A 24,466-nucleotide genomic window follows, 5' to 3' on the forward strand; every position below is an offset into this window, starting at 1 on the left:
GCGCTAGCCTAGCGCATGAGGCCGCGCCACTCGCGGCGGCGCGGCCTCATGCGCCCGATCGAATCCATCCAGGGTGGCAATCCATTCGCAGCGCCGGCGGATCGTCGTGGCTGCGCCAGAGGCCGGTGTCGGCCGCCTCGCGCTTGCGTTCAGTGCTCAGTCGGCCCGCACCTTGCGGGGCTCAGCAGCAACCGTGGTCGCCGTGGCGGGTGCCGCTGTCGGCCGCGACCGCTGCGCCGGTGGTTTCGCCGCGCTCGCCGGCCCGGTGGTGCTCGAGCAGCACGCGCGCCACGCAGGCGGTGACCCGCTTGCCCATCGGGATGTGCAGGAACTCGTTGGGCCCGTGCGCATTGGAATGCGGGCCGAGTACGCCGGTGATCATGAACTGCGCACCGGGGAACTTCTCGCCCAGCATGCCCATGAACGGAATCGAGCCGCCTTCGCCCATGTACATCGCCGGCTGTCCGTAGAACGCACGGCTGGCCTCGTCGATGGCGCGGTCCAGCCAGTGTGACAGTGCCGGCGCATTCCAGCCGGTGGCGGCCTTCTCCAGCTCCAGGGTGACCGTCGCGCCGTTGGGCGGGTCCTGCAGCAATGCTTCCTGCAGCAGCGCGCCGGCGCGCCGGCCGTCGACCGTAGGCGGCAGCCGCAGCGACAGCTTCACCGCGGTCTGCGGGCGCAGCACGTTGCCGGCGGAGTCCAGCGTCGGAATGCCGCCGACGCCGGTCACCGACAGCGCCGGGCGCCAGGTCCGGTTGAGCACCAGTTCGGCCAGGTCGTCGTGCATCGGCTTCAGGCCCGGCAGCAGCGGAAACTTGTCGTAGACGGCGGTGCCGAGCACTTCGGCGGCGCGACGCGCCTGCTGCAGCCGCTCGGTCGGGATTTCCGCGTGCAGGCCCTCGACCAGGATGCGGCCGCTGGCCTCGTCCTCGATCCGCGACAGCAGCTGCCGCAGCAGGCGGAAGCTGGATGGCACCACGCCGGAGGCGTCGCCCGAATGCACGCCTTCCTCCAGCACCTTCACCGTCAGGTTGCCGCCGGCCAGGCCGCGCAGCGAGGTGGTGCACCACAGCTGCTCGTAGTTGCCGCAACCCGAATCCAGGCACACCACCAGCGACGGCTTGCCGATGCGCTCGGCGAGATGGTCGACATAGGCCGGCAGGTCGTAGCTGCCCGATTCCTCGCAGGCTTCGATCAGCACCACGCAGCGCGCATGCGGCAGCTGTTGTTCGTGCAGGGCGAGGATCGCGGCCAGCGAGCCGTAGATCGCGTAGCCGTCGTCGGCGCCGCCGCGGCCGTAGAGTTTCTGGTCGCGCAGCACCGGTTTCCAGGGGCCGAGGTCGTCGTCCCAGCCGGTCATCTCCGGCTGCTTGTCCAGGTGCCCGTAGAGCAGCACGCAGTCGTCGTCGCTGCCGCCGTGCGCGGCCGGGATCTCGATGAAGATCAGCGGCGTACGGCTTTCCAGACGCACCACGTCGACTCGCATGCCGGGGATCGGCTGCGCCTTCGCCCAGCGTTCCATGAGCGTGACGGCATCCTCCATGTAGCCGTGGGCGACCCAGTCCGCATCGAACATCGGCGACTTGTTGGGGATGCGGATGTATTCGACGAGCTGCGGCACGATGTCGTCGTCCCACTTCTCCGAGACGTACCGGTCGACCTTGCTGGCGTCCATCGCGCACTCCGTAACGGGAAAGCCTGCAGTTTAGCGCTCCGGCGGCGGTAGGACTTTTCCTACCCGGCGACGCGGCATCAGCCGGCTCGGCATCGGCCGTAACGGCGATACGCCGGCGCCGGGCAGTGGTCGAGACTGTGCACACCGGCGAAGCGCCACGGCGCCGGCCGGCGAGGCAAGAAGTCATCCATTCATTCGAAGGAGCCATGAGCATGAACGCACTCAAGACCGGTTTCACCTCCCTGCTGCTGTCGCTGCTGATGCTGGGCAGCGCACTGGCCAGCGACAAGGTCAACATCAACACCGCCGATGCCACCACGCTGGAGAGCGCCCTGGTCAACGTCGGCCCGTCCAAGGCCGAGGCGATCGTCGCCCACCGCAAGGAGCATGGCGTGTTCAAGAGCGTCGAGGAACTGGCGATGGTGAAGGGCATCGGCCTGAAGACCGTGGAGCGCAACCGCGACCGCATCGACCTGGGCAGCGCGCCGCAGCGCAGGACCACCGCGGCGCCGGCCGCCAGCTCGCCTGCCAAGGGCGGCGCGCAGCAGCGCTGAAGCACCACTGGGAGCGCGCAGGGGACGCGCGGTCGCCAGCGGAGGAGCAGGGACGCTCCGGAGGATCCGGCAGGATGCCGTTACAGGGACGTAATCGCCGTCCACCCGTGCATGACGCGCGGGTGGGCGGCGGCTTTTTTGCGGCACCACATGCATGACGGGCCTCCGACGTGTATCGCACCGTCACCCGGTCCGCCCAGGCGCTCGCCGTTCGCCCGGGCGCCGGTCGTTACACTGCCGGCATGACTTTCGAGCGGCTGCGCGCGCAGGTGATTCCCGCCAATGAGTACCGGCGCGAGCGCTGGCGCAACGGGCTGGGCTGGACCCGGCGGATCGCCGCCTGGCCGGACGCCGATGCCTGGCAGTGGCGCCTGTCGATCGCCGAGATCGAGCGGCCGGCGCCGTTCTCGGCGTTCCCCGGCGTCGACCGTGAACAGGTGCTGCTGGCAGGCGCCGGCCTGCGGCTGCGTTTCGACGACGGCGACGAGCGGCTGCTGTCACCGCCTTGCGGCAGCGCGTGTTACCCAGGCGAGCGCGCGCTGACCGGCGAGCCGGTCGACGGCCGCGTGGAGGTGTTCAACCTGCTGTGGCGGCGCGATTCGATGCAGGCACAGCTGTGGCGCCGTCCGCTGGTCGGGCCGATGCTGTTCTTTGCCGACCGGCGCGAATGCTGGGCGTTGCACCTGCTGGCCGGGCAGGCGCGCTTCGACCCCGATGCCGGGTTGCCGGCGATGGCGCAGGGCGACACCGCGCTGCTGGCCGCGCCCGAACGGCGGCGCTTCCTGCTCGATGGCGGTGGCGAGCTGCTGGCGATGCGCCTGCGCGCACGCGGCTGAGCGCCGGCGCACGGCCGCGGGCGGCTCAGTAGACGTCGCGGCGGTAGCGGCCTTCGGCGAGCATGTCCTCGACCTGCGCGGCGCCGAGGACGTCCCGCAGCACCGCATCCACGCCCGGCGCCATGCCGCGCAGGCTGCCGCAGACGTAGAGTGCGGCGGCGTCGGCGATCCAGGCGCGCAGCGTGTCCGCGGCTTCGCGCAACGCGTCCTGCACGTAGCGGCCGGGCCGGTCGCGGGAGAACGCCAAGTCGATCCGCTGCAGGTGTCCGCGGTCCCGCCATCTCAAGATCTCGTCGCCGTAGAAGCCGTCGTGGGCGGCATTGCGTTCGCCGAACAGCAGCCAGTTGCGATGGGCGCCGGACTGCTCGCGCGCCTGGAGGTGTGCGCGCAGGCCGGCGATGCCGGTGCCGTTGCCGATCAGGATCAGCGGTCGCGCAGTATCGGGCGGGTGGAAGTTGGGATTGCTACGGATGCGCAGGGCGATGCGCTCGCCCGGCTGCGCGTACCGGCACAGCCAGCCGCTGCCCAGTCCCGGGCGGCCGTCGGCGCGCGTCATCATCCGCAGCAACAGTTCGATGCGGCCGGTCTGCGGCAGCGAGGCGATCGAATACTCGCGATGCGGCAACGGCTGCAGCCGCGCCGCCAGCGCCTGCGCGTCGAGACCGCGCACCGTGTCCGCGGCCGGCAGGTGCGAGCGCGCCAGCAGCGCGGACAGCGGCTCGCTTCCCGCCGGGCCGGTCACGGGCGTCTCGCCCGGCATCCGGATCGCGGCCAGCCATGCCGACACCGACTGCGCCGGATTGCGCGGACCGATCTCGGCGATGTCGCCGGCCTGCCACTGCGGTTGCGTTCCCTCCGGCGGCGTCAGCGCCAGGTGGAACGCCGCGCCGCCGGCGCTGCCGGGGTTGAGCTGCGCGCGGTCGCGCAGGGTCCAGTGCGCGTAGCGCGGCGATGCCCAGTCCGACAGGTCCGGCGCATCGGCCAGCAACGACAGGTGGTGCTGCCATAGCCGCAATGCGCCCGGATCGCCGTTGTCGACTTCGACCGGATCGCACAGCGGACGCGCGCCGGACTGCCGCAGCCAGCGGTGGAGCGCATGGCCGAAGCCGCAATAGTGCGTGTATTCGCGATCGCCCAGGGCCAGGACCGCGTACGCCAAGTCCGGCAGTGCCACTGACGTAGACAGCGCCTCGGCGGCGAAGCGCAGGACGTGGTCCGGTGGATCGCCCTCGCCGGTGGTGCTGACCACGAACAGCGCGCGCTGCGTCCGTGCCAGCGCCGCGGGATCCAGGGTGGCGAGGTCGCGCACGCGCGTGGCGATGCCGGCCTGCCACAGGCTGTGGGCGGTGCGTTCGGCGAGGTCCCGTGCGTAGCCGGTCTGGCTGGCCCAGAAGACCGTCAGCGGCGGCGCACCGGCCGCGTCCGTCACGGTCGCGCCCCGCGCGTGGCGGACCCCTCGCCACTGTCGCGCGAACAACCCAGCATAGGCTGCCAGCAGCAGTGCCGCCCATAGCCAGTGCCCGGGACGCGGCGGCGCCAGCCACCAGTCGTCGCCGTGCAGCGGCAGCATTGCCAGTGCCAGGACGGTCAGCGCCAGCAACAGCAGCAGGTTGCCGGCACGTTCGCGCGTCTGCGCCGATTGCGCGGGCGTGCTCATTCCGCGACCAGCCGTTCGAATGCGGGGGTTGCGCGATAGACCGGTCCGTCGCTGCCGCGCTGCGCGAATCGCACGGCAAGCTCGCGCCGGGCGGCGAGTGCGAATCCGGCTTCGGGCCCGAGCACCGTCAGCGCCGTGGACCAGGCATCGGCGCGCATCGCGTCGCCGGCGACCACCGTCACCGCGGCCGCGGCATCGGCGACCGGCGCGCCGCTGCGCGAATCGATGCTGTGCGAATAGCGACGGCCGTCGTGCTCGAAGCGATGCCAGCCATCGCCCGAGGTCGCCACCGCGCACCCGTCCAGCGGTAACACGCACGGCGCTTCGTCGGCATCGGCAATGGGCTCGACCAGCACCCGCCAGCGCTCGCCGTCGGGGCGGCGCCCGAGGCCGCGCAGCTCGCCGCCGACCTCGACCAGGGCCCCGTCGATGCCGGCGGCGCACAGGTAGGCCGTCACGACATCGACGCCGAACCCCTTGGCGATCGCGGACAGATCCAGCCGCAGGCCGCCGGGCTGCCGCAGCCGCGTGCCGCTTGCGTCCAGCTCGAGTCGCCGCCAGCCGCAGTGCGGCCGGACCGCGTCGAGCGCGGCAGGGCCGGGCACGCGCGGATGAGCACCGTCCGGGCCGAAGCCCCAGAGATCGACCAGCGGCCCCAGCGTGGGGTCGAACGCCCCGTCGCTGATCGTCGCGATCTCGAGCGCTGCCTGCAGCACGATGAGAAACGCCGGCGGCAGCGCATGCCAGGTGTCCGCTGGGGCACGGTTGTAGCGGCTGATGTCGCTGTCCGGCTCCCACGGGCTCATCTGCGCGACCACCGCGTCCAGGCGCGCCTGGATGCCGTCATGCAGCGGGCGCAGTGGCCGCGTGCGCGACGCCGACAGGCGCACCCGCCAGGTGGTGCCCATGGTCTCGCCGCCAAGGTCGGCGATTGCGTTGTCGGCGGACGGTGCGCGCATTCCGGCCTACTGCGGCAGCACTTCCAGCGTGGCGACATAGACCAGGCGGCGTTCGGAGGCCTGCGGCACCGAGGTGCGCGCGTCCTGCGCGGTGGCCTCGAGCCAGTACATGCCCGGTTCCGGCCAGATCACGGCGAACTCGCCGGCGGCATCGGCGCTGGTGCGGATCTCGTCCTGTGCATTGCGGTAGCGGGTGCCGCCGCGGACGATCTCCAGTTCGACGCCGGCGGCGGGCTCGCCGTCCAGCAGCAGGCGAAAACGCGCCTGCTCGCCGGCGAACAGGTCGTTCGGATGCGTCAGCGGCTGCAGCTCCAGGCCTTCGCCGGTCACGGCCAGGGCGTCGGCGTCGGGAGCGCCATTGGTGACGAAGGTCTCCACTCGACTGAGGCTTTCGGTGACGCGCAGGTTCTGCGCATCGGATGGCACTTCGCGCGCGAACGCGTCCGGCGTCAGGCCGCGGCGGCGCTCGGTCTTGCCGTCGGCTTCCCAACTCGCCATCAGGCCGCCGTTGACCACCGCGATGCGATAGGTGCCGGTCTGGGTCAGCTGCAGGTCGAACACGCTGCGGTACTTGCCGGTTGCCGGATTCTGCGCCGCGGTGCGGCTGCCGTCCGGCGCGGTGATGGCCAGGTTGTCCAGGCGCAGCGGCACGTGGTTGAAGAAGAACAGGTCGTTGGAGACCGCCGCGTCGACCGTGACCCACGGGTCCTCGCCGGCCAGCACGGTCTGCGAGGGTTGCAGCCAAAACTTGTGGGCGAAGGCCGAGAGCGGCAATGCCGCGGCGAGAGCGAGGGTCAGCGCGAGGGCCTGTTTCGTGCGGGTGTGCTTCTGAGCGTGCTTCTTGTGGGCGTGCTTCATGCGAAATCTCCCGGGTCGGATGGGCGCAGGCGTGGGCAGGACGGGAAGGTGGGGAATGAATGGCGCCGCGGCGGTTGACGCGCCGGCGGTGCGATCGGGTGCGGAGGCAAGGTCACGGCGTGACGGACAGGGCGACGGCGCCGAGCTCGCTCTCGCCCTGCGCCCGGCCGGACTGCGGCGCGCGCGCCGGCCACGTGAACGGGATCTTCAGCAGTTCGCGGCCGCCGACCTCGCGCACCGCCTCGACCACCAGGACGTAGTCGCCGGGCGCCAGGTCTGCCAGCTGCGGCATGGCGTCGTCGAAGCGCAGGCGATGCTTGCCGGCCGGACGGGTCGGCCCGGTGACGCCGTCCACCGGCACCTCAAGCGTGCGCCCGGACTTGCGCCACCACTGCCGCAGGTCCGGCAGCCATTTGATCCCGTGGCCCTCGGCGGTGTCCTTCATCATGTACCAGACCGAGAGGTCGGCGGCGGCCTTGCCGTCGGCGCCTTCCAGCCACACCGCGACGTAGGGGCGGTGGTACTCGGCGACCCGCAACTGCGGGATCTCGACATCGATGGCGAGATCGCCCGCGTACGCGGGCGCGGCCAGCAACGTGCCGAGTGCGATGGTCAGTTGGACGCGCATGGAAGCTCTCCGGTTCCGAATCAGTGGATGAACAGCAACGCCAGCAGTACCGGGATCACCAGCCCCAGGCCGACGTAGGGCCAGGTCATGCGGCGCTGGCGTGCATGCAGCTGCAGCAGGAACAGCCCGGTGACGGTGAACACCACGCAGGCGATCGCGAACAGGTCGATGAACCAGCCCCAGGCCGGGCCGGTGTTGCGGCCCTTGTGCAGGTCGTTGAGATAGGAGATCCAGCCGCGGTCGGTGCGCTCGAACTCGACCGCGCCGGTGGCGCGATCGATCGCCAGCCAGGCGTCGCGTCCCGGACCCGGCATCGACAGGTAGATGTCCTCCGGAGACCACTCCGCCGGTCGTGCGCCGATCGACAGCTCCACCGCGTCGGAGAGCCAGCGAGCCAGCGCCGGCGGCAGCGGCGCATCTCCGTCCGGTTGCTCGGCGCGCAGCGCCTGCTGCAGCCCGTCCGGCAACTGCAGCGCACGGGTATCGACCTGCGGGTCGCCTTCGATCTTCGCCGCATGGTTGAGGGTGATGCCGGTGACCGCGAACAGCAGCATGCCCACCAGGCACACCGCGGCGCTGATCCAGTGCCACTGGTGCAGCGTGCGCAGCCAGAAGCCGCGCCGCTGCTGGCGGCTGGACGGGTCGGTGCTGGCGTTGCGCTCGCGCAATCGGATCGGCTCCCCTGGGGTCCGTGGATCAGAACCGGACGTTGACGCTGGCCCAGACGTTGCGGGCCTTGTCCTTGTTGTTGTAGTCGTCGAGATAGATCGGCGTATAGCTGCCGTCGTCGTTCTCGCTGAAGGTGGTGCGGAAGCTGGTGAAATCCTCGTCCAGCAGGTTGTTGATCCGCGCGGCGACGGAGACATGGTCGTTGAACCGGTACTGCGCAGCCAGGTGAAGGACCTCGTAGCCCTTGTAGTAAAGCGCGTTGCCGTCGTCGTCGGTGCTGCCGCGGTAGCGCCTGGAGCGGGTCTCGCCGATCAGTTGCATGCTGAACCGGTCGGTGACGGCCCAGTCGAGCGTGGCGTTGAGCATGTGCCGGACCGATTGAGTCAGCGGCAGTCCGGCGTCATCGCCGCTGAGGCGCTCACTGTCGGTATAGGTGTAGTTGGCGCGGATCGACAGCGGTTCGACGAGACGATAGCGACCGGCGACCTCGATGCCGCGGATGCGGGCCTCGTCGACATTGATGTACTGGTTGACGTTGCCGGTGCCCAGCACCGCCCAGTACTCGCCGAGGTTGACGCACGGGCGCACGCCGCCGGTGTCGGTGCAGCTGCGGCTGACCTCCGCGCGTTCGATCTTGTCCTCGAAGTCGTTCTGGAAGGCGGTGATGTTGAAGTTGTGCGCGCCGCCGGGGGACGTCCAGTACAGCGCGATCTCGCTGTTGACGCTGGTTTCCGGTTCCAGGTCCGGATTGCCGGCCCAGGGATTGGTGCCCTGGCCGCCGAAGCCGGTGATGCCGTCGTACAGGTCGGTGGTCTTGGGCGTCTTGTAGCCGGTGCTGACGCCGCCCTTCAGGGTCCAGTTCGGGGCCAGGTCGTAGACCGCGTAGGCACGCGGGCTGAGACTGCCGCCGAACAGGTTGTGGTCGTCGTGGCGCAGGCCCAGGGTGAGGGTCAGCGGATCGACCGGCGACCAGTTGTCCTCGGCGAACAGCGACCACATCCGGTGCTTCTGCACGGTGCCGTTGCCGTAGCCGCCGCTCTCCATGCCGAACACACCGTCCTCGAGTTCGCCGTCGATCGCCTGGCCGCCGACCACGAAGTGATGGTCGCCGCCCAAGCCGTCGTAGGGAACGTCGAGCTTGGCGTCGAGCGTGTACTGGCTGCTTTCCATGGTGCGCGCGGGGCGCGGCAGGAACGCCGCTTCCGCCAGGGCCATGCGCTCGGCCTCGTCCAGGCCGGCGTAGTCGCCGGTGCCGTCGTAGATCTGCTGCAGCAGCACCCGCTCCTCGACCGAGAAGGGCAGGGTACGGCCCTCGTTGGCGGTCTCGATCCGGGCCAGGGAGACGAAGCTGTCGCCGAAGCGCCACGTGCCGTGATGGGTCAGCGCCCACTGGTCGCGGGTGAACCTCTGCTCGTCCACGTAGCCCACGCGCGGAGCCACCAGGCCGGTGCGGGACTGCCAGATGGTCTCGATGCTGTCCACGGTGCCCAGTGGATACGACGTGCTGCCGAGATTGTTGGTGTACGGACGGTTGTCGTATTCCTGTTCCGAGGTGTCGTAGTCGAAGGTGACGCTCTGGGCGTCGGTCGGCGTCCAGCTCAGGGTGAAGCCGGCATTGGTGTTGGTGTTGTCCACCGTCTTGCCGCCGCCGCCGAAACCGAGCGCGCGCTCGTGCGGCGCGCCGGCCGGGTCGCGGATGACTTCGTACTCCGGCGTGGAGGCGTCGCGCCGGTACCACGATCCACGCACGCCCAGGCCCAGCCGGTCGGCGACGAGCGGGCCGGCGAGGGCGAAGTCGAAGGTGCTGTCCGCGCCGAAGTCGTCGTTCTCCTGGTAGTTGTGCGACGCCGTCGCCGAGCCGTACCAGCGTTCCCCGACCTTGCGGGTGATGATGTTGATCACGCCGCCCAGCGCGTCGGCGCCGTACAAGGTGGAAGCCGGGCCGCGGATCACCTCGATGCGCTCGATCATGTCCAGCGGCGGGACATGGTTGAACTGGTTGCCGCCGAAGTTGTTGGGATAGATGTCACCGTGGTTGTTCTGGCGCCGGCCGTCGATCAGCACCAGCGTGTAGTCCGCGCCCATGCCGCGCATGCTGATCGACTTCTGCCCGGTCTTGTCGGAGGTCTCGCCGACGTCCACGCCTTCCAGGTCGCGGACGGCGTCGATCAGCGTCATGTAGGGGCGCTTGGTCAGCTCCTCGTGGGTGACGATGGAGATGCTGGCCGGCGCGTCGGTGAGCTTCTGCTCGAAGCCGGCGGCGGTCACCACCACCGCGTCGAGATCGGTGGTGGCGGCGCCCGCGTCGGCAGAGCGCTCCGCGGCGGCCGGCGTGGCGGCGAGGAGCAAGAGGATCGCCGCCGACAGCGTGGCGCGACGGGGGGTGCGAACGGCATCGGCCATGGGCGGCTCCGGAGGCGGGTCAGGTGGTCTCGGCCCAGGTCTGGCGGCGGCTCGACAGGCGTTGACGTGGGGTGGGGCACCAGGCGAGCCGCGGTCGATCGCCCGCGGCGGCGCTGCTGGATGCGAATTTTAATGAGAATTATTCTCAAATCAAGGGCGCGGGCGTGCGTCTGGATGCCGGTGCGATGTTCGGTGCGCCGAATTGATTCCGGAAACGATGCCGAAAGCCGGCCTCAGCCGCGGTCGTCACGGGTCCAGACGGCGCCGTCTTCGACCCGGACCGGGAACTTCGGCACCGGTGCGTAGGCCGGCGCGCACAGGACACGGCCGTCGCGGACATCGAACTTCGCCCCGTGCAGGGCACACTCGATGCTGGCCTCGCCGGCGTCGAAGGCGCCCGCAGAGAGCTCGAAGTCCTCGTGGCTGCAGCGGTCCTCCAGCGCGTAGAAGGCGCCGTCGTGGTTGAAGACCAGGATCGGCGTGTCGCCGTCCCAGGCCACCCGCATCTCGCCGGGCAACAGTTCCGAGGTCGCGCAGACGCGGACCCAGCCCTGGTTATCCATCGGCGGCATCAGGTCGGCCCGCGGCGGGACTGGATCGGCATGGGCGGACGGTCGTGCAGGTCATCCCCGGCGATTGTAGCGGCGGCGACGGCGGTTTTCCGATCCGCGATCGTCCGCATCCGGGCCGCTTCTTTCGGGTGCGGCCGGAACCGCTGTTTACAGCGCCTTCTCCAGCACTTCGAAGCGCAGGTCGTCGCGCTTCGGAATGCCGAAGCGGACATCGCCATAGGGGAACGGCTTGTAGACGCCGGTGCGTCGGTAGCCGCGGCGTTCGTACCAGGCGATCAGCGATTCGCGCAGATCGATCACGGCCATGCGCATGGCCGGCAGGTGCCAGTCCTCGCGCGCGATACGTTCGGCTTCGGTCAACAGGACGTGGCCGAGACCGGCACCCTGCAGGTCGGGCCGCACCGCGAACATGCCGAAGTAGCCGACACCGTCGTCCTCGGCGACATGCGCGCAGGCGAGCAGCGCCGGTTCCGCAGCGCCGTCGGGCGTGGTCTCGGCCAGCAAGACCCGGCTGCGCGGACGCGCAATGTCGGTGCGCAGCAGGTCGGGGTCGATACGGCTGCCTTCGAGCAGGTCGGCCTCCGTGGTCCAGCCGACGCGGCTGGCGTCGCCGCGGTAGGCGGAGGTCACCAAGGCGACGATGGCATCGACGTCGGCAGGCGTGGCGTCGCGGAACCCCTGGACTGGCGTCATGAGCATTGGGACTGGCGGGCGGACGAGACGCGATTATCGCGGCAACGCATCGAGCGCGTCACGTACCGCGGCGAAGGCGCGCTCGACGTCGTCGATGCGCGTGCGCCAGTTGCATACGGCGGCGCGCAGGATCGCGCGGCCGTCCAGCCGCGACGCGGAGAAGAAGGCGGTGCCCTCGGCGACCAGGCGCGCATGCAGCGCCGCCAGCGCCGCATCGTCGCCGTCGGCGAGGCGGAAGCAGGCGACGTTCAGTCGCACCGGGGCGGCCGACCGCAGGCGCGGCTCGGATTCGACCAGGGTGCCGAAGTGCCGTGCAGCGGCGCAGTTGCGCTCGACGATATCGGCATAGCCCGCGCGGCCGTATGCGCGCAGGCCCGTCCACAGCGGCAGCGCGCGCAGGCGACGCGAGTTCTCGGGGCCCAGGTGCAGATAGTTGTCGGCTGCCGCTTCGGGCGGCGCCAGGTAGTCGGAGCGGTTCTGGAACACCTCCACCTGCAGCGGCAGATGGGCGTTGAACATGACGGCGCAGTCGTAGGGGAGATTGAGCCACTTGTGCGCATCCACGGCGACCGAATCGGCCGCTTCGATGCCGGCCAGGCGCGTCCGGTACCGCGGGGACGCGGCGGCGATGCCGCCGAATGCCGCATCCACGTGCAGCCAGAAGGGGAACGCGTGTTTGAGCCGCGCGATCGCCGCCAGGTCGTCGAAGTCGGCGGTGTTGACGGTGCCGGCGCTGGCGCAGACGATCGCGGGCGCGTCGTTGCCGGCCAGTGCATCGCGCAGCGCGTCCACGTCGAGCGCCTCGCGGCCGGGCAGCGGCGGCAGCGGACGCAGCGCGTTGCGGCCCAGGCCCAGCATCGACAGCGCCTTGCCGATGCTCGAATGGGCGCTGCCGGCGAACACCGCAGGCGCGGGCAGGCCGCCCGCACCGTCGGCGGCGATGTCGTGGCCCATGGCGCGCCCGTACCATTGCCGCGCCAGCGCCAGGCCGCTGAAGTTGGCCATCGTCGCGCCGGTCACGCACACGCCGGTCCAGCCCGTGGGCCACCCCAGCAGTTGCCGCAGCATGTCGAGCGCCTGCATTTCGATCTGCGGCGCGCAGCTGTCGCCGCTGCGCTGCTGTGCGTTCTGGTCGTAGGCGGCGGTCAGCCAGTCGGCGGCGAGCGCGGCGGGCGTGACGCCGCCGGTGACGAAGCCGAAATAGCGTGGTCCGGCGCTCGCGGACAGGTAGCGGTCGTAATCGCGATGAAAACCGTCCAGCGCCGCCGCCGCGCCGATGCCTGCTTCCGGCAGCGTCGCGGCGCTGCCCGGCCCTTCGGCCGAGAGCCGGGCGGCAGCCGGCCGCTCGTCGAGCCCGTCCAGGAACGCCTGCGCCAGGCGCAGCGCCCGTTCGAGCACGGCATCGAAATCGTCGAGGTCCCGCGCGAGCCGTGGATCCATTGCGCCGGGTTCCGCGCCGCGCTAGCCCAGCAGGCCGCGCACCTTGCGCAGCGCGGCGACGAAGGCGTCGATCTCCTCGTGCGTGTTGTAGAACGCGAGCGAGGCGCGGCAGGTGGCGGCGACGCCGTAGAACTGCAGCAGCGGATGGGCGCAGTGCTGGCCGGAGCGGATCGCCACGCCCTCCAGGTCGAGCAGGGTGGCCAGGTCGTGCGCGTGCGCGCCCTCGACCAGGAACGACACCACCGCGGCCTTGTCCGGTGCGTTGCCGAAGATGCGCAGGCCGTCGACCCTGGCCAGTTCCTCGTTCAGATGCGCTAGCAGTTCGGCCTCGCGCGCCTCGATCCGCTCCAGCCCCAGTACCTGCAGGTAGTCGACCGCGGCGCCGAGGCCGACGAAGCCGGCGATATTGGGCGTGCCGGCCTCGAACTTGTGCGGCGGGTCGTTGAACACGGTGCCGTCGAAGCTGACCTCGCGGATCATCTCGCCGCCGCCGATGAACGGCGGCATCGCCTGCAGGTGTTCGCGTCGCGCCCACAGCGCGCCGGTGCCGGTGGGGCCGCACATCTTGTGCCCGGTGAAAGCGTAGAAGTCGCAGCCGATTGCGGCGAGGTCGATCCGGCGGTGCGGCACCGCCTGCGAGCCGTCGACCACGGTGACCACGCCGCGCTTGCGCGCCTCGCGGCAGATCGCGCGCACCGGATTGACGGTGCCGAGCAGGTTGGACACGTGCGCCACTGCCAGCAACTTCACCTCCGGCGTCATCGCTGCGTACAGCGCGTCGAGGTCGAGCGTGCCGTCGTCGTTGATCTCGGCGACGCGGATCGTGGCGCCGGTGCGTTCAGCGACCAATTGCCAGGGCACGATGTTGGCGTGGTGCTCCATGCGCGAGACCAGGATGACGTCGCCGGGCTTGAGCCGCGGCAATGCCCAGGAGTACGCGACCAGGTTGATGGCGAAGGTGGTGCCGCTGCACAGCACCAGTTCGTCGGCGCGCACGTTGAGCAGGGTCGCCAGCTTCTTGCGCGAGGCCTCGTACGCCTCGGTGGCCTCGCTGCCGAGCTGGTGCACGGCGCGGCTGACGTTGGCGTTGAAGCGACGGTAGTAGCCGTCCATCGCCTCGATCACCGCCGAGGGCTTCTGCGAGGTGTTGGCGTTGTCGAAATAGACCAGCGGGCGGTCGTGCACCGAGCGGTACAGCAGCGGGAAATCGGCGCGCACCCGGCCCCAATCGATGCCGGCCTGCGCGCCCGGGGCGGGTGGAACGGCATCGGCGGCGTGCGGCATACTCATGCCGGCGCCAGCGCCTGCAGGGCGCGGTCGAGATGGCTGTCGAGCGTCTCGCGGGCGGCGGATGCTGCGACCGCGGACAATGGCTCGCGCGCGAACGCGGCCGTCAGCAGCCTGCGCGCCTCGCCTTCCGGCAGGCCGCGCGTACGCAGATAGAACAGCGCCTCGGCATCCAGCCGGCCGACGGTGGCGCCGTGCGCGGCCTGTACCTCGTCGGCGTGGATCACCAGCACCGGCTGGGTGTCGATCTCCGCGCCTTCGGAGAGCAGCAGGTTCTTGTTGGACAGCTGTGCGTCGCTGCCGTCGGCGCCCTCGTGGATGGTGATGCCGCCGTGGAACACGGCGCGCCCGCGGCCGGCGCCGATGCCGCGCCACAGCAGGCCGCAGGTGGTGTCGCGGGCGAGGTGCTCGATGCCGAGCCGGGTATCGAGATGACGGCGGCCGGTGGCCAGCAGCACGCCGTTGGCGGTTAAGTGCGCGCCGGCGCCCTGCAGGCGCACGTTGAGCTCGTGCCGCGACAATGCGCCGCCCAGTTCCAGGTCGACGCGCTCGTAGCGCGCCGATGCCGCCAGCGTGGCCTCGGTACGCAGGAACGCGGTGGCGCCGTCGGCCCCGGACTGCACGCGTGCATGCAGCAGGCGGCCGCCGTCGCCGACGTCGATGTCCATCAGCGCGTTGTCGAGGTGGCGGTGCGTACCGGCGGCGAGGTGATGTTCGACCAGCTGCAGCGAGGCGCCGTCGCCGATCGTGATCGCGTGCCGCAGGTGCCAGGCCAGTTCGCGGTCCGCCTGCGGCGCGCCGATGAAGACCAGGTGGACCGGCGCATCGATCTGGGCGCCGGCTGCGGCCCGCAGCACCACGCCGTCATCGGCGAGGGCCGCGGCGAGCCGCGCGAACACGGCGTCACTGCGGTCGTAGCGGGACGCATCGCCGGAGCCGCGCTCGGCCTCGCCGGCGCGAGGGCGCAGGGTCAGTCCGTCCGGCAGTGCATCCAGCTCGGAGAGCATTTCGGCGTGACGGCCGTTGACGAACACCAGCCGCGGCGACGGAATCCCGGCCAGCAGTGCCGGATCGATGTCCGGCACGGTTTCAGCGGCGGCGAATGCGCGCCGCTCGAGCGCGCGCAGCGGCGTGTACTTCCAGGCTTCGCTGCGCGGCCCGGGCAACCCGTCGCGCAGCGCGGCATCGAGCGCCGCGCGACGGCGTGCGTCGCCGTCGAACCCGGCGGCGAGCGAGTCGAGCAGCAAGCTCATGCCGCGACTCCGGAATGCCGGTGCGGGACGCCCGCGGAAATGGGGTGGAGCGACTGCAGGTTCATGCCGCACCCCGGCCCGCCGGCGTAGCCGTCGGGCGTTCGTCAGCGCGCAGACCAGTGGTCTGCAAACGCGCTTTTTCACCCGGCGCGATGCGGTCCTTGACCCAGGCGTAGCCGTGCTCCTCCAGCTGCAGCGCCAGCTCCGGCCCGCCGCTCTCGACGATGCGGCCGTCGGCGAGCACGTGCACCCGGTCGGGCCGGATGTAGTCGAGCAGGCGCTGGTAGTGCGTGATGAGCAGGAACGCACGCTTCGGGGAGCGCAGCGCGTTGACGCCCTCGGCGACGTTCTTCAGCGCGTCGATATCGAGCCCGGAATCGGTTTCGTCCAGGATCGCCAGCTTCGGCTCCAGCACCGCCAGCTGGAAGATCTCGTTGCGCTTCTTCTCGCCGCCCGAGAAACCCTCGTTGACGGCGCGGTGCAGCAGGCTGTCGTCGAGGTGCAGGGTGCCGAGCTTCTCGCGCACCAGCTTGAGGAACTGCATCGAGTCCAGCTCGTCCTCGCCGCGCACCTTGCGCTGCGCGTTGAGCGCGCTGCGCAGGAAATAGGTGTTGTTCACGCCCGGAATCTCCACCGGGTACTGGAAGGCGAGGAACACGCCGGCGGCGGCGCGCTCTTCCGGCTCCAGTGCCAGCAGGTCACGGCCGTCGTAGGTCACCGAGCCTTCGACGATGTCGTAGCCGCCGCGCCCGGCCAGCACGTTGCCGAGCGTGGACTTGCCGGCGCCGTTCGGCCCCATGATGGCGTGCACCTGGCCCGGCTGCAGTTCCAGCGAGAGACCCTTGAGGATGTCGTTGTTGCCGACGCGAACGTGGAGGTCTTTGATTTTTAGCATGGGGATTCGGGATTCAGGGGTTGGTGTTTGGGTGCGCGGGGAACTTTGGTGCCGACTGGAGCGAGGAGTGAGTGAAGAGGAGTGAGGAGTGAGTAAAAGCGGGAGCAACGACGAGCCACGTTCCGGCTTCTGCTCTCTCTCATTCCTCACTCCTCTTCACTCACTTCTATCTCTCGCTCCCACCGTCAGCCGACCGAGCCCTCGAGGCTGACTTCCAGCAGCTTCTTGGCTTCGACCGCGAACTCCATCGGCAGCTCGCGGAAGACCTGCTTGCAGAAGCCGTCGACAATCAGGCTCACCGCGTCCTCCTCGGAGATGCCGCGCGAGCGGCAATAGAACATCTGGTCGTCAGAGATCTTGGAGGTGGTCGCCTCGTGCTCGACCGTCGCCCCGGGATTCTTCACCTCGATGTAGGGGAAGGTGTGGGCGCCGCAGCGCTTGCCGATCAGCAGGCTGTCGCACTGGGTGTGGTTACGCGCGCCATCGGCACCCCGGTCCACTTTCACCAGGCCGCGGTAGGTGTTCTGGCCACGGCCGGCGCTGATGCCCTTGCTGACGATCTTGCTCTTGGTGCGCTTGCCGATGTGGATCATCTTGGTGCCGGTGTCGGCCTGCTGGCGGTGGTGGGTCAGCGCGACCGAGTGGAACTCGCCGGACGAATCGTCGCCCAGCAGCACGCAGCTCGGATACTTCCAGGTGATCGCCGAGCCGGTCTCCACCTGGGTCCAGGTGACCTTGCTGCGGTCGCCGCGGCATTCGGCGCGCTTGGTCACGAAGTTGTAGATGCCGCCGCGGCCTTCCTCGTCGCCCGGGTACCAGTTCTGCACGGTCGAATACTTGATCTCAGCGTCTTCCAGCGCGACCAGCTCCACCACCGCGGCGTGCAGCTGGTTCTCGTCGCGCATCGGTGCGGTGCAGCCCTCCAGGTAGGACACGTGGCTCTTGTCCTCGGCGATGATCAGGGTGCGCTCGAACTGGCCGGTATGGCCGGCGTTGATGCGGAAGTAGGTCGACAGCTCCATCGGGCAGCGCACGCCCTTGGGGATGTAGACGAAGCTGCCGTCGGAGAACACCGCCGAGTTGAGCGCGGCGAAGTAGTTGTCGCCGGTCGGCACCACGCTGCCCAGGTACTTCTTCACCAGTTCCGGGTGGTCCTGGATCGCCTCGGACATCGAGCAGAAGATGACGCCCTTCTCGGCCAGCTCCTTCTTGAACGTGGTGCCGACCGAGACCGAGTCGAACACCGCATCCACGGCCACGCCCGCCAGGCGCGCACGCTCGTGCAACGGCACGCCGAGCTTGTCGTAGGTGTCGAGCAGCTCCTGCGGTACCTCGTCGAGCGAGTTGTACTTCGGCCCCTTGGGCGCGGCGTAGTAGCTAATCGACTGGAAATCGATCGGCGCGATCTTCAACTTGGCCCAGCGCGGCACCGGCATGGTCAGCCAATGCCGGTAGGCGGCCAGGCGCCATTCGGTCATCCATTCGGGCTCGTTCTTCTTCGCCGAGAGCGCGCGGACGACGTCCTCGTCCAGGCCCGGCGGCAGCGAGTCGGACTCGATGTCGGTCACGAAGCCGGCGGCGTAGCGCCGGCCGAGCTGCTCGTGGATTTCCAGGTTGCGGATGGGTTCGATGATTTCGGTGGCCATGGGCTGCCTACTGTCTAGACGGTGGCGAGGCGAGCGGCGATCCGTTTCGCCCCGGGGGAAGAGGATGGGGGTGGCGCGTCGTCGAGCATCTGCGCCAGGCTGACGCCGCGCAGCGCATCGGCGACCACGTCGTTGATACGGCGCCAGTTGGCGCGCACCCCGCACTGGTGGGAGATGCCGCACAGGCCGTCGTCGAGGCTGCATTCGGTCATCGCCAGCGGGCCTTCCATCGCCTCGACGATCTCGATCAGGCTGATCGCCGCGGCCGGGCGCGCCAGCCGGTAGCCGCCGTGCGCGCCGCGAAAGCCTTCCACCAGGCCGGCCTGCGCCAGCGGCTTGAGCACCTTGCTGACCGTCGGCGCCTCCAGGCCGGCGCGCTCGGCCAGGTCGGCCGCGCACAGCACCGTATCCGGGCGCGCGGCGAGCACGGTCAGGACGACGGTGGCGTAGTCGGTAAGGCGGGTGACGCGCAGCATGGCGGCGGATTCCATAAAACGTACCGAAATTGTACGCTTTCGGGTCGCCGAGACCAACCGGTGCGTTCAGCGGCCAGACGTACATGCCGGGTCGCCCGAGTGCGGTGCAGGTTGGGTGTGTCGGCGACCGATTCTTCGGTGAGGGGCGGTGGATTCGTAGGCGCCGGAATCAGCGGCGCCCGGTCCGGGGCATGCTCCCCGGCTCGGTCCGGCCATCCATGGCCGGACTCGCCGCCGCAGCCCATCCCTGGGCTGCTGTCCGCATGCCCCGGCCCGGACGCCGCATCGGCGATTCATTTACGGGTGCCCGGATGCTTTCCCAACAGAAGCCTCCGAACGTTGGAGCGGGAGCAGTGCTGGGGCGAAGCAAACCATGGCTGGCCTGTGGCCCTGCGTCCGGCCATGGAGCGCCGGACCGAAGGGTGGAGCAACTCCCGTTGCACTGTTTCCGCCCCCGGTGGGCTGGTCGAAGCCGCTCCTGGATCCAGGATCTCAAGAGCAAGCGGTCGCAGGCAATGAATAGCCTGCCGCGCAGCTTCTGCTGTCCACACCCCTGCCTGGATGCCGCACCGGAGATTCATTTACGGATGCTCCAGTGCTTTCCAACCGAAGCCACCGAATCCTGAAGCGGGAGACGCGTCGTGGGGATTGCGGAGAGCTGCACAGGGATGTGCAGCGGCCCTGAGTCCGGCCATGGATGGCCGGACCGAAGGGCGGAGCAATCCCCACGGCGCGGCTCACGCCCCGCGCGGTAGCCGAAGACGCTCATCCGAGTGCGCAGCACCCGAAGACACCATTGGCGAATCGCGACCGCTTGCACCACAATGCAGTTTCCCTCACGAAACCGTAGCGACTCGATGTCGAAGAAGAAAGGAAAGAAGAAGATCGAAGCCCGCCTGTCGTCGATCCACGGCAACGGCATCTTCGCCACGGAGGCCATCAAGAAAGGCGAGCGGGTCATCCGCTATAAGGGGAAACTACGGACCCACGAAGAGGTCGACGAGGAATACGGCGACATCGACGAGAACGGCCACACCTTTCTCTTCACCCTCAACGATGACTATGTCATCGACGCCAACGCCGGGGCCAACATCGCGCGCTGGATCAATCACAGTTGCGACCCCAACTGCGAGGCGGTGGTCGAAGAGGACGAGAAGAAGCGTCCGCACAAGGACAAGGTCTTCATCGAGGCGATCCGCGACATCGCTGCCGGCGAGGAGCTGACCTACAACTACGGCATCACCCTGGAAGAGCGGCATACGCCCAAGCTCAAGAAACTATGGGGCTGCCGCTGCGGTGCAAAGAACTGCACGGGCACGATGTTGCAGCCCAAGCGCTGATTGCGCTGCGGGCATCGATCAATGTCGCGTCGCCTCGCGACGCGGCCCTGCCGTCTACAGGCGTTCCTCGCGCAGTTCCGCCGATGCGATCCGCCACGCCCGCTGTTCGGCGCTGGCGCCGTCCACCACCGCGCGCCGCAGCACGTAGTGGCCGGCGTAGCGGTGCACACTGCCGTCCTCGTGCCGGGCCGTCACCGCCACCGGGATCTGCAGGTAACGGGAGCCGGCCGCGCCCTCCACGGTGCCCGGCGCGCCGACCTCCACCGTGACTTCCGCGGTCTGCGCAAACCCGGCGGCGAACCGTTCCTCGGTCTGCCCGCTGGCTTCGCCATCGTTGGACCACAGGTGATAGGCGCGGGCGTAATCGCCCTGGTCGATCGCGGCGTAGTACTCGCGGATGACGGCCGCGGCGTCCTCCACAGTCGGTTCGCCGACGCCGGCCTGGGTATCGTCATCCGGTGCCGCGTCCGCTTCCCCGGCGGACAGACCGGCCTCAGGTTCGTCTTCCAGCGGCGGCAGGCCGAAATTCCCGTCCGGCGCGAGCCAGGGCTCCGGTGGCGGCGGTTCGCCGCCGAGCGGCACCTGCCCGGGACCCGGTGCGTCGGGCATCCCGGTGATGCCGCCGGCCGGCGGCGCCGGTGCCGGCAAGGCTTCGGGTTCCGCCGCGCCACGTGCGTCGGCGGCTTCCTGTTTGCCGTCGCCACAGGCGGCCAGCGACAGCGCAGCGAGGCCGAGGACGAGGGCGTGAAGAAAGCGGGCGCGCGTGCGCATGTCGGTTCCGGGTGCGTGCGTTTGCGGTGCGGCAAGCCTACGCCGCGGCTGTGAACCCGCGGTTAGCGGCTTTCGTCCAGCTCGGTCAAGGCGACCCGGCGTGGCCGCAACCATGCGAGCAACAGGCCGAGCAGGGCCATCGCGGTCAGGTCGAAGGCGACCTGCTTGAGCATCAGCGGCAGCGGCAACGGCTGGCCGACATAGGCCAGCAGGTGCCAGGGCACGAACGACACCAGCCCGATGGCGATGCCGAAGCCCAGCCCAGTCCCCAACTGCACGTCCTCCGCATCGTGCAGGCGTCGATACAGCCATGTCATGGAGAAGCCGATCAGCAGGTACGCGATCACGATCCAGCCGAAGCGCGCGTTGGCCTCTTCCTGGCTGCGGTACAGCGAGGCGTGGGCGAGATAGTCCGCGCGCAGCAGCACGCCGTGGACCAGGAAGCCGAGCAGCAGTGCGGCCATTGCCACCACCACGCCGCAGACCCAGAAACGCTTGTCCATGACCGCCCCACCGGATGCGCCGCTCATCACGGCATCGCTGCGATGCTAACGCCCGGGCGTGTCGCGCGTCGATGTCGCCGTCCCGGTATCGCCCACCGTTGCCGCTTCAGTCCGATTCCGCGACCGCGGCGGCGAGCAACAGCGGCAGCGGATCGTAGGCGCCGTCGGCCGCATAGATGCCGTAATGCAGATGCGGCGAGGTGCCGCGCGCGTTGCCGGTGGTACCGACGCTGCCGAGCAGGCTGCCCGGCCAGACCACGTCGCCGGCCGCCAGGCTCGGCGCCCAGTCGTCCAGGTGCGCGTAGTAGTGCCGTTCGCGCGCCGGCCCCAGCACCCAGACCTGGCGTCCGCCGAGCCCGCCTTCGCGCACCGCGGTGATGATGCCGGGCGTGGCGCTCACCACGTCTGCGCCGCGCGGCGCGAAGATGTCGACGCCCTCGTGGCTGCGGTCGGCGCCGCGCGGATCGCCGAAGGTGTCGGCGACGCGGGCCGCCTCGACTTCGCGGACCGGCATCGTTAGCGTCGCCGGCGGCGGCATCCGCGACAACGCCCAGGCCATGCGCGGCTTCGCCATGAACGGCTGTTGCCAGGCCCAGGCGCCGGCATAGGCGGCCGCGATCAGCACCATCGCCCAAGCGGTGATGCGGAGCGCGGCGGCGTGGTAGTCCTTGCCGGAAGTCGCAGGGGCCGTGGTCTCGTCCACACGCCCAGTCTGGCAGGGCACCGATGAAGCGGCCGTGGCCGCGACCTGGCTCAGCCGGCGCGCAGCTGCGCCTCGAGCTTCGCCTTCAGCGCGTCGTCGAGTCCGAGCTGCCGCGCCAGTTCGTCCAGGTAGGCGCGCTCCATGTAGTTCTGCTCGTCGACGGCCATCAGGCTGGCGAGGTACATCTCCGAGGCGATCTCCGGTGTGGCGGCCGCGCGGGCTACTTCGGCGGGATCGAGCGGCTTCTCCAGTTCGGCGTGCAGCCAGCGCTGCACGTCGGCGTCGCTGTCGAGGCGCGAGAACTCGCCCTCGATCGCTTCGCGCTCGCGCGCATCAATGTGCCCGTCCGCCTTGGCGGCGGCGACCAGCGCCTTGAGGATCGCCTCGCTGTGCAGCTCGGCCTGCGGTGGCGGCAGGCGGTCGACGGTCTCCGGCTCGACCGGCGCGCCCTGCTGCTGGCGCTTGTAGTCGCCGTAGGCGCGGTAGGCCATCACCCCGATCGCGGCGAGGCCACCATAGGTCGCCAGTTTGCGGGTCTTGCGGTTGCCGCCCAGCAGCAGGCCAAGCGCGCCGCCGGCGATCGCGCCCTTGCCGAAGTCGGCATTGAGCACGTCGCCAAGGCCGCCGCCCGCCGCCCGCCCGGTCGCCGCAGCGTCGTCGTGGCCGGCGCGGCCGGACTTGAGAAGGTGGTCCAACAATCCCTGAAGCTGCATGTCTGCGATCCGGATGAGATGAGGCGACGATTGTAGACGTGCCGGTAAACGCGCCGTCGTCCACGAAGGCGCCGGACACCAAGGCTGCCGGGCCGGGCGTCCTCAGCTGCGCTGCTGCAGCGCCAGCCTTACCCCGAGGGCGACGAATACGCTGCCGAGCACGCGCGCGCGCCAGCGCGAGAATCCGGCGCCGGCCGCCGAGCGTCCGATGCGGCCGGCCAGCAATGCCAACGACACGCCGTAGAGCAGCCCGATCAACGACAGCAGCAGGCCCAGCACGATGAACTGCAGCCAGACCATGCCGCGTTCCGGATGCACGAACTGCGGCAGGAAAGCAAGAAAGAAGACGGCCACCTTCGGGTTCAGTACGCCGATCGCCACCGAGCGCAGGAAGACCCGCCGTTGCCGGGGTGCCTGCGTGTACGGCGCATCCGCGTCCGCCGGACGCTCTCCCGAGCGCCATGCCTGGATGCCGAGCCAGACCAGATAGGCCGCGCCGGCGTACTTGAGAAGTTCGAAGGCCAGTGCCGAGGTCGCCAGCAGGGCCGAGAGGCCCAGCCCGGCGGCGAGCGCGTGGATCGATGTCGCCGCCTCCAGGCCGAGCGAGGCGTGCATGCCGCGGCGCGCGCCGCCGGCAGCGGTCTGCGCGATGATCCAGGCCGTCCCGGGGCCGGGAATCAGAACCAGTGCAACGGCTGCGGCGAGGTAGGCGAGCAGGGTGGGGACATCGAACAAGGTCATAGGGACAGGCTCGGTCGAAAAACGGACGGTGCGGATCGGCCGGCGAAGTGCGGGAGCGCCGACATGAAAAAGGCCGGGCGCTCATGCGGAGCGGGCCGGCCTCATTCATCGCATCGGGGCGGCGGTGCCGCCCCGAGCATCGCGCGCGACTCAGGCGGCGGCGTCCTTGAGCTTCTTCAGCGGACGTACCTTGACCTTCACCGAGGCGGGCTTGGCGGCGAACCACTGCTCTTCCTTGGTGAACGGGTTGATGCCCTTGCGCTTGGCCTTGGCGGGAACCTTGACGGCGGTGATCTTCAGCACGCCCGGCAGGGTAAAGGTGCCGGCGCCCTTCTTGCTGACCGAGGCGGCGATGGTGCCTTCCAACGCGGCCATCACGGCGCGCACGTCCTTGGCGGCGACGCCGGAGGTGTCGGCGACGTGGGCCACCAGGCCGGACTTGCTCAAGGGCTCCTTGATCGGCTTCTGGGCGGTCGGCTTGGCAGCCGCCTTTTTCGGGGCAGCGGCTTTCTTGACCGCCTTTTTCGCTTTCTTCGCCATGTTTTCCTGATTCCGTGATGGATGATTGTAGGAGTGGCCGGGCATCGCCCGGTAGACGGAATGTAGGGCATGCGCGCGCTGCCGCCAATAGGAAAACGCAAAAAACTAGGGTTTTTTCGCTTTCGGGCGATCCGCATCATTCGTGCCAGTGCGCCGCGGGTACGGCGGCCAGCACCACCAGCACGCGGCGAGCAGTACCGCGAACGTGCTGTAGGCGGCCACGAAGATCCACCACGGCGCCTCGAAAAAGATCATCCGCGAGAGCCAGTACTGGATGAAGGAAGCGTCGTAAGAGGCCTGCCCGGCACGGATTCGCAGCGCCTGCTCCCAGATGGTCAGCGGACACAGCCGCCCCAGCCAGGCCTGCGCGGCGATCAGCACCATGAGCGCCAGGTGCGCGATCCGGAATCCGCGATGACGCACCCAGCGCCAGCCGAGCGGTCCGCCGGCGAGGATCCCCAGCGCGCCGGCGACCACGAAGGCGACGACGACCACGTGCGCGGCCAGGATCGCATCGGCCAGCCAGCCGGCGACTGCGGGCGTCATGGCGTGCCCCGTGCCGGCCACCTTCGTCCGCCACGCACGCCGCGCCGGCGGCCCGGTCTACGCGCGGGCGCTTGGGGCGCGGCGCCCTGAACCGCCGCATTGCGCAGG

24 protein-coding genes and 1 pseudogene are annotated in these 24,466 nt (G+C 69.8%); 3 read left to right on the forward strand and 22 right to left on the reverse strand.

The window, feature by feature from the left end:
* Nucleotides 1-181 precede the first annotated feature (181 nt).
* Nucleotides 182-1,675: a M20 family metallopeptidase gene (locus tag FXO19_RS09805; RefSeq protein WP_149194914.1), complete on the reverse strand. Its 1,494-nt coding sequence runs from the start codon at nucleotides 1,673-1,675 to the stop codon at nucleotides 182-184.
* Between the two features lie 212 nt (nucleotides 1,676-1,887).
* On the opposite strand from FXO19_RS09805, the gene FXO19_RS09810 reads away from it, so the two are divergent.
* Both FXO19_RS09810 and FXO19_RS09815 read left to right on the forward strand, forming a co-directional pair.
* The gene (locus tag FXO19_RS09810; protein WP_149194915.1) at nucleotides 1,888-2,229 is read left to right on the forward strand and encodes a ComEA family DNA-binding protein; all 342 of its coding nucleotides are present in this window, start codon (nucleotides 1,888-1,890) and stop codon (nucleotides 2,227-2,229) included.
* A 242-nt stretch (nucleotides 2,230-2,471) separates the two neighbouring features.
* Nucleotides 2,472-3,065 carry a HutD/Ves family protein gene (locus tag FXO19_RS09815; RefSeq protein WP_149195047.1) on the forward strand — a complete coding sequence of 198 codons (594 nt, stop codon included), beginning with the start codon at nucleotides 2,472-2,474 and terminating at the stop codon, nucleotides 3,063-3,065.
* Between the two features lie 25 nt (nucleotides 3,066-3,090).
* Here FXO19_RS09815 and FXO19_RS09820 read toward each other — a convergent pair whose 3' ends face one another.
* The 14 genes and pseudogenes from FXO19_RS09820 to FXO19_RS09885 form a co-directional block, all read right to left on the reverse strand.
* Nucleotides 3,091-4,722, reverse strand: a complete 1,632-nt coding sequence (locus FXO19_RS09820; protein WP_149194916.1) for a sulfite reductase subunit alpha — start codon at nucleotides 4,720-4,722, stop codon at nucleotides 3,091-3,093.
* Nucleotides 4,719-5,681, reverse strand: a complete 963-nt coding sequence (locus tag FXO19_RS09825; protein ID WP_149194917.1) for an FAD:protein FMN transferase — start codon at nucleotides 5,679-5,681, stop codon at nucleotides 4,719-4,721. Before FXO19_RS09825 ends, FXO19_RS09820 begins: the two co-directional genes overlap by 4 nt.
* A 6-nt stretch (nucleotides 5,682-5,687) precedes the next feature.
* The gene (locus FXO19_RS09830; RefSeq protein ID WP_149194918.1) at nucleotides 5,688-6,539 is read right to left on the reverse strand and encodes a DUF4198 domain-containing protein; all 852 of its coding nucleotides are present in this window, start codon (nucleotides 6,537-6,539) and stop codon (nucleotides 5,688-5,690) included.
* Nucleotides 6,540-6,651: 112 nt separating this feature from the next.
* The gene (locus FXO19_RS09835) at nucleotides 6,652-7,167 is read right to left on the reverse strand and encodes a DUF2271 domain-containing protein (RefSeq protein WP_149194919.1); all 516 of its coding nucleotides are present in this window, start codon (nucleotides 7,165-7,167) and stop codon (nucleotides 6,652-6,654) included.
* Nucleotides 7,168-7,187: 20 nt separating this feature from the next.
* The gene (locus tag FXO19_RS09840; protein WP_149194920.1) at nucleotides 7,188-7,835 is read right to left on the reverse strand and encodes a PepSY-associated TM helix domain-containing protein; all 648 of its coding nucleotides are present in this window, start codon (nucleotides 7,833-7,835) and stop codon (nucleotides 7,188-7,190) included.
* Between the two features lie 28 nt (nucleotides 7,836-7,863).
* Nucleotides 7,864-10,239, reverse strand: a complete 2,376-nt coding sequence (locus FXO19_RS09845) for a TonB-dependent receptor domain-containing protein (protein WP_149194921.1) — start codon at nucleotides 10,237-10,239, stop codon at nucleotides 7,864-7,866.
* 233 nt (nucleotides 10,240-10,472) lie between these two features.
* The gene (locus FXO19_RS09850; protein WP_149195048.1) at nucleotides 10,473-10,802 is read right to left on the reverse strand and encodes a non-heme iron oxygenase ferredoxin subunit; all 330 of its coding nucleotides are present in this window, start codon (nucleotides 10,800-10,802) and stop codon (nucleotides 10,473-10,475) included.
* A 156-nt stretch (nucleotides 10,803-10,958) separates the two neighbouring features.
* Complete coding sequence (locus FXO19_RS09855) at nucleotides 10,959-11,504, reverse strand: GNAT family N-acetyltransferase (RefSeq protein WP_149194922.1); 546 nt, start codon at nucleotides 11,502-11,504, stop codon at nucleotides 10,959-10,961.
* 33 nt (nucleotides 11,505-11,537) lie between these two features.
* Nucleotides 11,538-12,944, reverse strand: a complete 1,407-nt coding sequence (locus FXO19_RS09860; RefSeq protein ID WP_149194923.1) for a pyridoxal phosphate-dependent decarboxylase family protein — start codon at nucleotides 12,942-12,944, stop codon at nucleotides 11,538-11,540.
* A 21-nt stretch (nucleotides 12,945-12,965) separates the two neighbouring features.
* Complete coding sequence (locus tag FXO19_RS09865; RefSeq protein ID WP_425481464.1) at nucleotides 12,966-14,228, reverse strand: cysteine desulfurase; 1,263 nt, start codon at nucleotides 14,226-14,228, stop codon at nucleotides 12,966-12,968.
* Nucleotides 14,229-14,230: 2 nt separating this feature from the next.
* Nucleotides 14,231-15,484, reverse strand: coding sequence for a Fe-S cluster assembly protein SufD (sufD, locus tag FXO19_RS09870; protein WP_149194925.1), 1,254 nt, complete (start codon nucleotides 15,482-15,484; stop codon nucleotides 14,231-14,233).
* 145 nt (nucleotides 15,485-15,629) lie between these two features.
* Nucleotides 15,630-16,379, reverse strand: a pseudogene (gene sufC / locus FXO19_RS09875) (Fe-S cluster assembly ATPase SufC); the annotation flags it as partial.
* A gap of 185 nt (nucleotides 16,380-16,564) precedes the next feature.
* Nucleotides 16,565-18,025 carry a Fe-S cluster assembly protein SufB gene (gene sufB / locus FXO19_RS09880; RefSeq protein ID WP_149194927.1) on the reverse strand — a complete coding sequence of 487 codons (1,461 nt, stop codon included), beginning with the start codon at nucleotides 18,023-18,025 and terminating at the stop codon, nucleotides 16,565-16,567.
* Between the two features lie 14 nt (nucleotides 18,026-18,039).
* Nucleotides 18,040-18,501: an SUF system Fe-S cluster assembly regulator gene (locus FXO19_RS09885; protein ID WP_149195049.1), complete on the reverse strand. Its 462-nt coding sequence runs from the start codon at nucleotides 18,499-18,501 to the stop codon at nucleotides 18,040-18,042.
* 857 nt (nucleotides 18,502-19,358) lie between these two features.
* On the opposite strand from FXO19_RS09885, the gene FXO19_RS09890 reads away from it, so the two are divergent.
* Nucleotides 19,359-19,841, forward strand: a complete 483-nt coding sequence (locus FXO19_RS09890) for an SET domain-containing protein (RefSeq protein ID WP_149194928.1) — start codon at nucleotides 19,359-19,361, stop codon at nucleotides 19,839-19,841.
* A gap of 54 nt (nucleotides 19,842-19,895) precedes the next feature.
* Here FXO19_RS09890 and FXO19_RS09895 read toward each other — a convergent pair whose 3' ends face one another.
* The 7 genes from FXO19_RS09895 to FXO19_RS09925 form a co-directional block, all read right to left on the reverse strand.
* Nucleotides 19,896-20,612 carry a hypothetical protein gene (locus tag FXO19_RS09895; RefSeq protein ID WP_149194929.1) on the reverse strand — a complete coding sequence of 239 codons (717 nt, stop codon included), beginning with the start codon at nucleotides 20,610-20,612 and terminating at the stop codon, nucleotides 19,896-19,898.
* 62 nt (nucleotides 20,613-20,674) lie between these two features.
* Nucleotides 20,675-21,115: a hypothetical protein gene (locus FXO19_RS09900; RefSeq protein ID WP_187775725.1), complete on the reverse strand. Its 441-nt coding sequence runs from the start codon at nucleotides 21,113-21,115 to the stop codon at nucleotides 20,675-20,677.
* A 106-nt stretch (nucleotides 21,116-21,221) separates the two neighbouring features.
* Nucleotides 21,222-21,743, reverse strand: a complete 522-nt coding sequence (locus tag FXO19_RS09905; RefSeq protein ID WP_149195050.1) for a M23 family metallopeptidase — start codon at nucleotides 21,741-21,743, stop codon at nucleotides 21,222-21,224.
* 125 nt (nucleotides 21,744-21,868) lie between these two features.
* The gene (locus FXO19_RS09910) at nucleotides 21,869-22,531 is read right to left on the reverse strand and encodes a tellurite resistance TerB family protein (protein WP_149194931.1); all 663 of its coding nucleotides are present in this window, start codon (nucleotides 22,529-22,531) and stop codon (nucleotides 21,869-21,871) included.
* A gap of 102 nt (nucleotides 22,532-22,633) precedes the next feature.
* Nucleotides 22,634-23,272 carry a LysE family translocator gene (locus tag FXO19_RS09915; protein ID WP_149194932.1) on the reverse strand — a complete coding sequence of 213 codons (639 nt, stop codon included), beginning with the start codon at nucleotides 23,270-23,272 and terminating at the stop codon, nucleotides 22,634-22,636.
* A 150-nt stretch (nucleotides 23,273-23,422) separates the two neighbouring features.
* A complete protein-coding gene (locus FXO19_RS09920; RefSeq protein WP_149194933.1) occupies nucleotides 23,423-23,812 on the reverse strand; it encodes an HU family DNA-binding protein in 390 nt (129 codons plus the stop codon).
* A gap of 105 nt (nucleotides 23,813-23,917) precedes the next feature.
* A complete protein-coding gene (locus FXO19_RS09925; protein ID WP_149194934.1) occupies nucleotides 23,918-24,358 on the reverse strand; it encodes a DUF2784 domain-containing protein in 441 nt (146 codons plus the stop codon).
* Nucleotides 24,359-24,466 lie beyond the last annotated feature (108 nt).

Origin of the sequence: Luteimonas suaedae, assembly GCF_008312895.1 — a bacterium.
GTDB lineage: Bacteria > Pseudomonadota > Gammaproteobacteria > Xanthomonadales > Xanthomonadaceae > Luteimonas > Luteimonas suaedae.

Excerpts from the sequence above, each read along its gene's own strand:
- FXO19_RS09805 (WP_149194914.1), bottom strand. The coding sequence starts at position 1,675 with ATGGACGCCAGCAAGGTCGACCGGTACGTCTCGGAGAAGTGGGACGAC.
- FXO19_RS09810 (WP_149194915.1), top strand. The coding sequence starts at position 1,888 with ATGAACGCACTCAAGACCGGTTTCACCTCCCTGCTGCTGTCGCTGCTG.
- FXO19_RS09815 (WP_149195047.1), top strand. The coding sequence starts at position 2,472 with ATGACTTTCGAGCGGCTGCGCGCGCAGGTGATTCCCGCCAATGAGTAC.
- FXO19_RS09820 (WP_149194916.1), bottom strand. The coding sequence starts at position 4,722 with ATGAGCACGCCCGCGCAATCGGCGCAGACGCGCGAACGTGCCGGCAAC.
- FXO19_RS09825 (WP_149194917.1), bottom strand. The coding sequence starts at position 5,681 with ATGCGCGCACCGTCCGCCGACAACGCAATCGCCGACCTTGGCGGCGAG.
- FXO19_RS09830 (WP_149194918.1), bottom strand. The coding sequence starts at position 6,539 with ATGAAGCACGCCCACAAGAAGCACGCTCAGAAGCACACCCGCACGAAA.
- FXO19_RS09835 (WP_149194919.1), bottom strand. The coding sequence starts at position 7,167 with ATGCGCGTCCAACTGACCATCGCACTCGGCACGTTGCTGGCCGCGCCC.
- FXO19_RS09845 (WP_149194921.1), bottom strand. The coding sequence starts at position 10,239 with ATGGCCGATGCCGTTCGCACCCCCCGTCGCGCCACGCTGTCGGCGGCG.
- FXO19_RS09850 (WP_149195048.1), bottom strand. The coding sequence starts at position 10,802 with ATGGATAACCAGGGCTGGGTCCGCGTCTGCGCGACCTCGGAACTGTTG.
- FXO19_RS09855 (WP_149194922.1), bottom strand. The coding sequence starts at position 11,504 with ATGACGCCAGTCCAGGGGTTCCGCGACGCCACGCCTGCCGACGTCGAT.
- FXO19_RS09860 (WP_149194923.1), bottom strand. The coding sequence starts at position 12,944 with ATGGATCCACGGCTCGCGCGGGACCTCGACGATTTCGATGCCGTGCTC.
- FXO19_RS09865 (WP_425481464.1), bottom strand. The coding sequence starts at position 14,228 with ATGCCGCACGCCGCCGATGCCGTTCCACCCGCCCCGGGCGCGCAGGCC.
- sufD (WP_149194925.1), bottom strand. The coding sequence starts at position 15,484 with ATGAGCTTGCTGCTCGACTCGCTCGCCGCCGGGTTCGACGGCGACGCA.
- sufB (WP_149194927.1), bottom strand. The coding sequence starts at position 18,025 with ATGGCCACCGAAATCATCGAACCCATCCGCAACCTGGAAATCCACGAG.
- FXO19_RS09885 (WP_149195049.1), bottom strand. The coding sequence starts at position 18,501 with ATGCTGCGCGTCACCCGCCTTACCGACTACGCCACCGTCGTCCTGACC.
- FXO19_RS09890 (WP_149194928.1), top strand. The coding sequence starts at position 19,359 with ATGTCGAAGAAGAAAGGAAAGAAGAAGATCGAAGCCCGCCTGTCGTCG.
- FXO19_RS09895 (WP_149194929.1), bottom strand. The coding sequence starts at position 20,612 with ATGCGCACGCGCGCCCGCTTTCTTCACGCCCTCGTCCTCGGCCTCGCT.
- FXO19_RS09900 (WP_187775725.1), bottom strand. The coding sequence starts at position 21,115 with ATGGACAAGCGTTTCTGGGTCTGCGGCGTGGTGGTGGCAATGGCCGCA.
- FXO19_RS09905 (WP_149195050.1), bottom strand. The coding sequence starts at position 21,743 with ATGGTGCTGATCGCGGCCGCCTATGCCGGCGCCTGGGCCTGGCAACAG.
- FXO19_RS09910 (WP_149194931.1), bottom strand. The coding sequence starts at position 22,531 with ATGCAGCTTCAGGGATTGTTGGACCACCTTCTCAAGTCCGGCCGCGCC.
- FXO19_RS09915 (WP_149194932.1), bottom strand. The coding sequence starts at position 23,272 with ATGACCTTGTTCGATGTCCCCACCCTGCTCGCCTACCTCGCCGCAGCC.
- FXO19_RS09920 (WP_149194933.1), bottom strand. The coding sequence starts at position 23,812 with ATGGCGAAGAAAGCGAAAAAGGCGGTCAAGAAAGCCGCTGCCCCGAAA.
- FXO19_RS09925 (WP_149194934.1), bottom strand. The coding sequence starts at position 24,358 with ATGACGCCCGCAGTCGCCGGCTGGCTGGCCGATGCGATCCTGGCCGCG.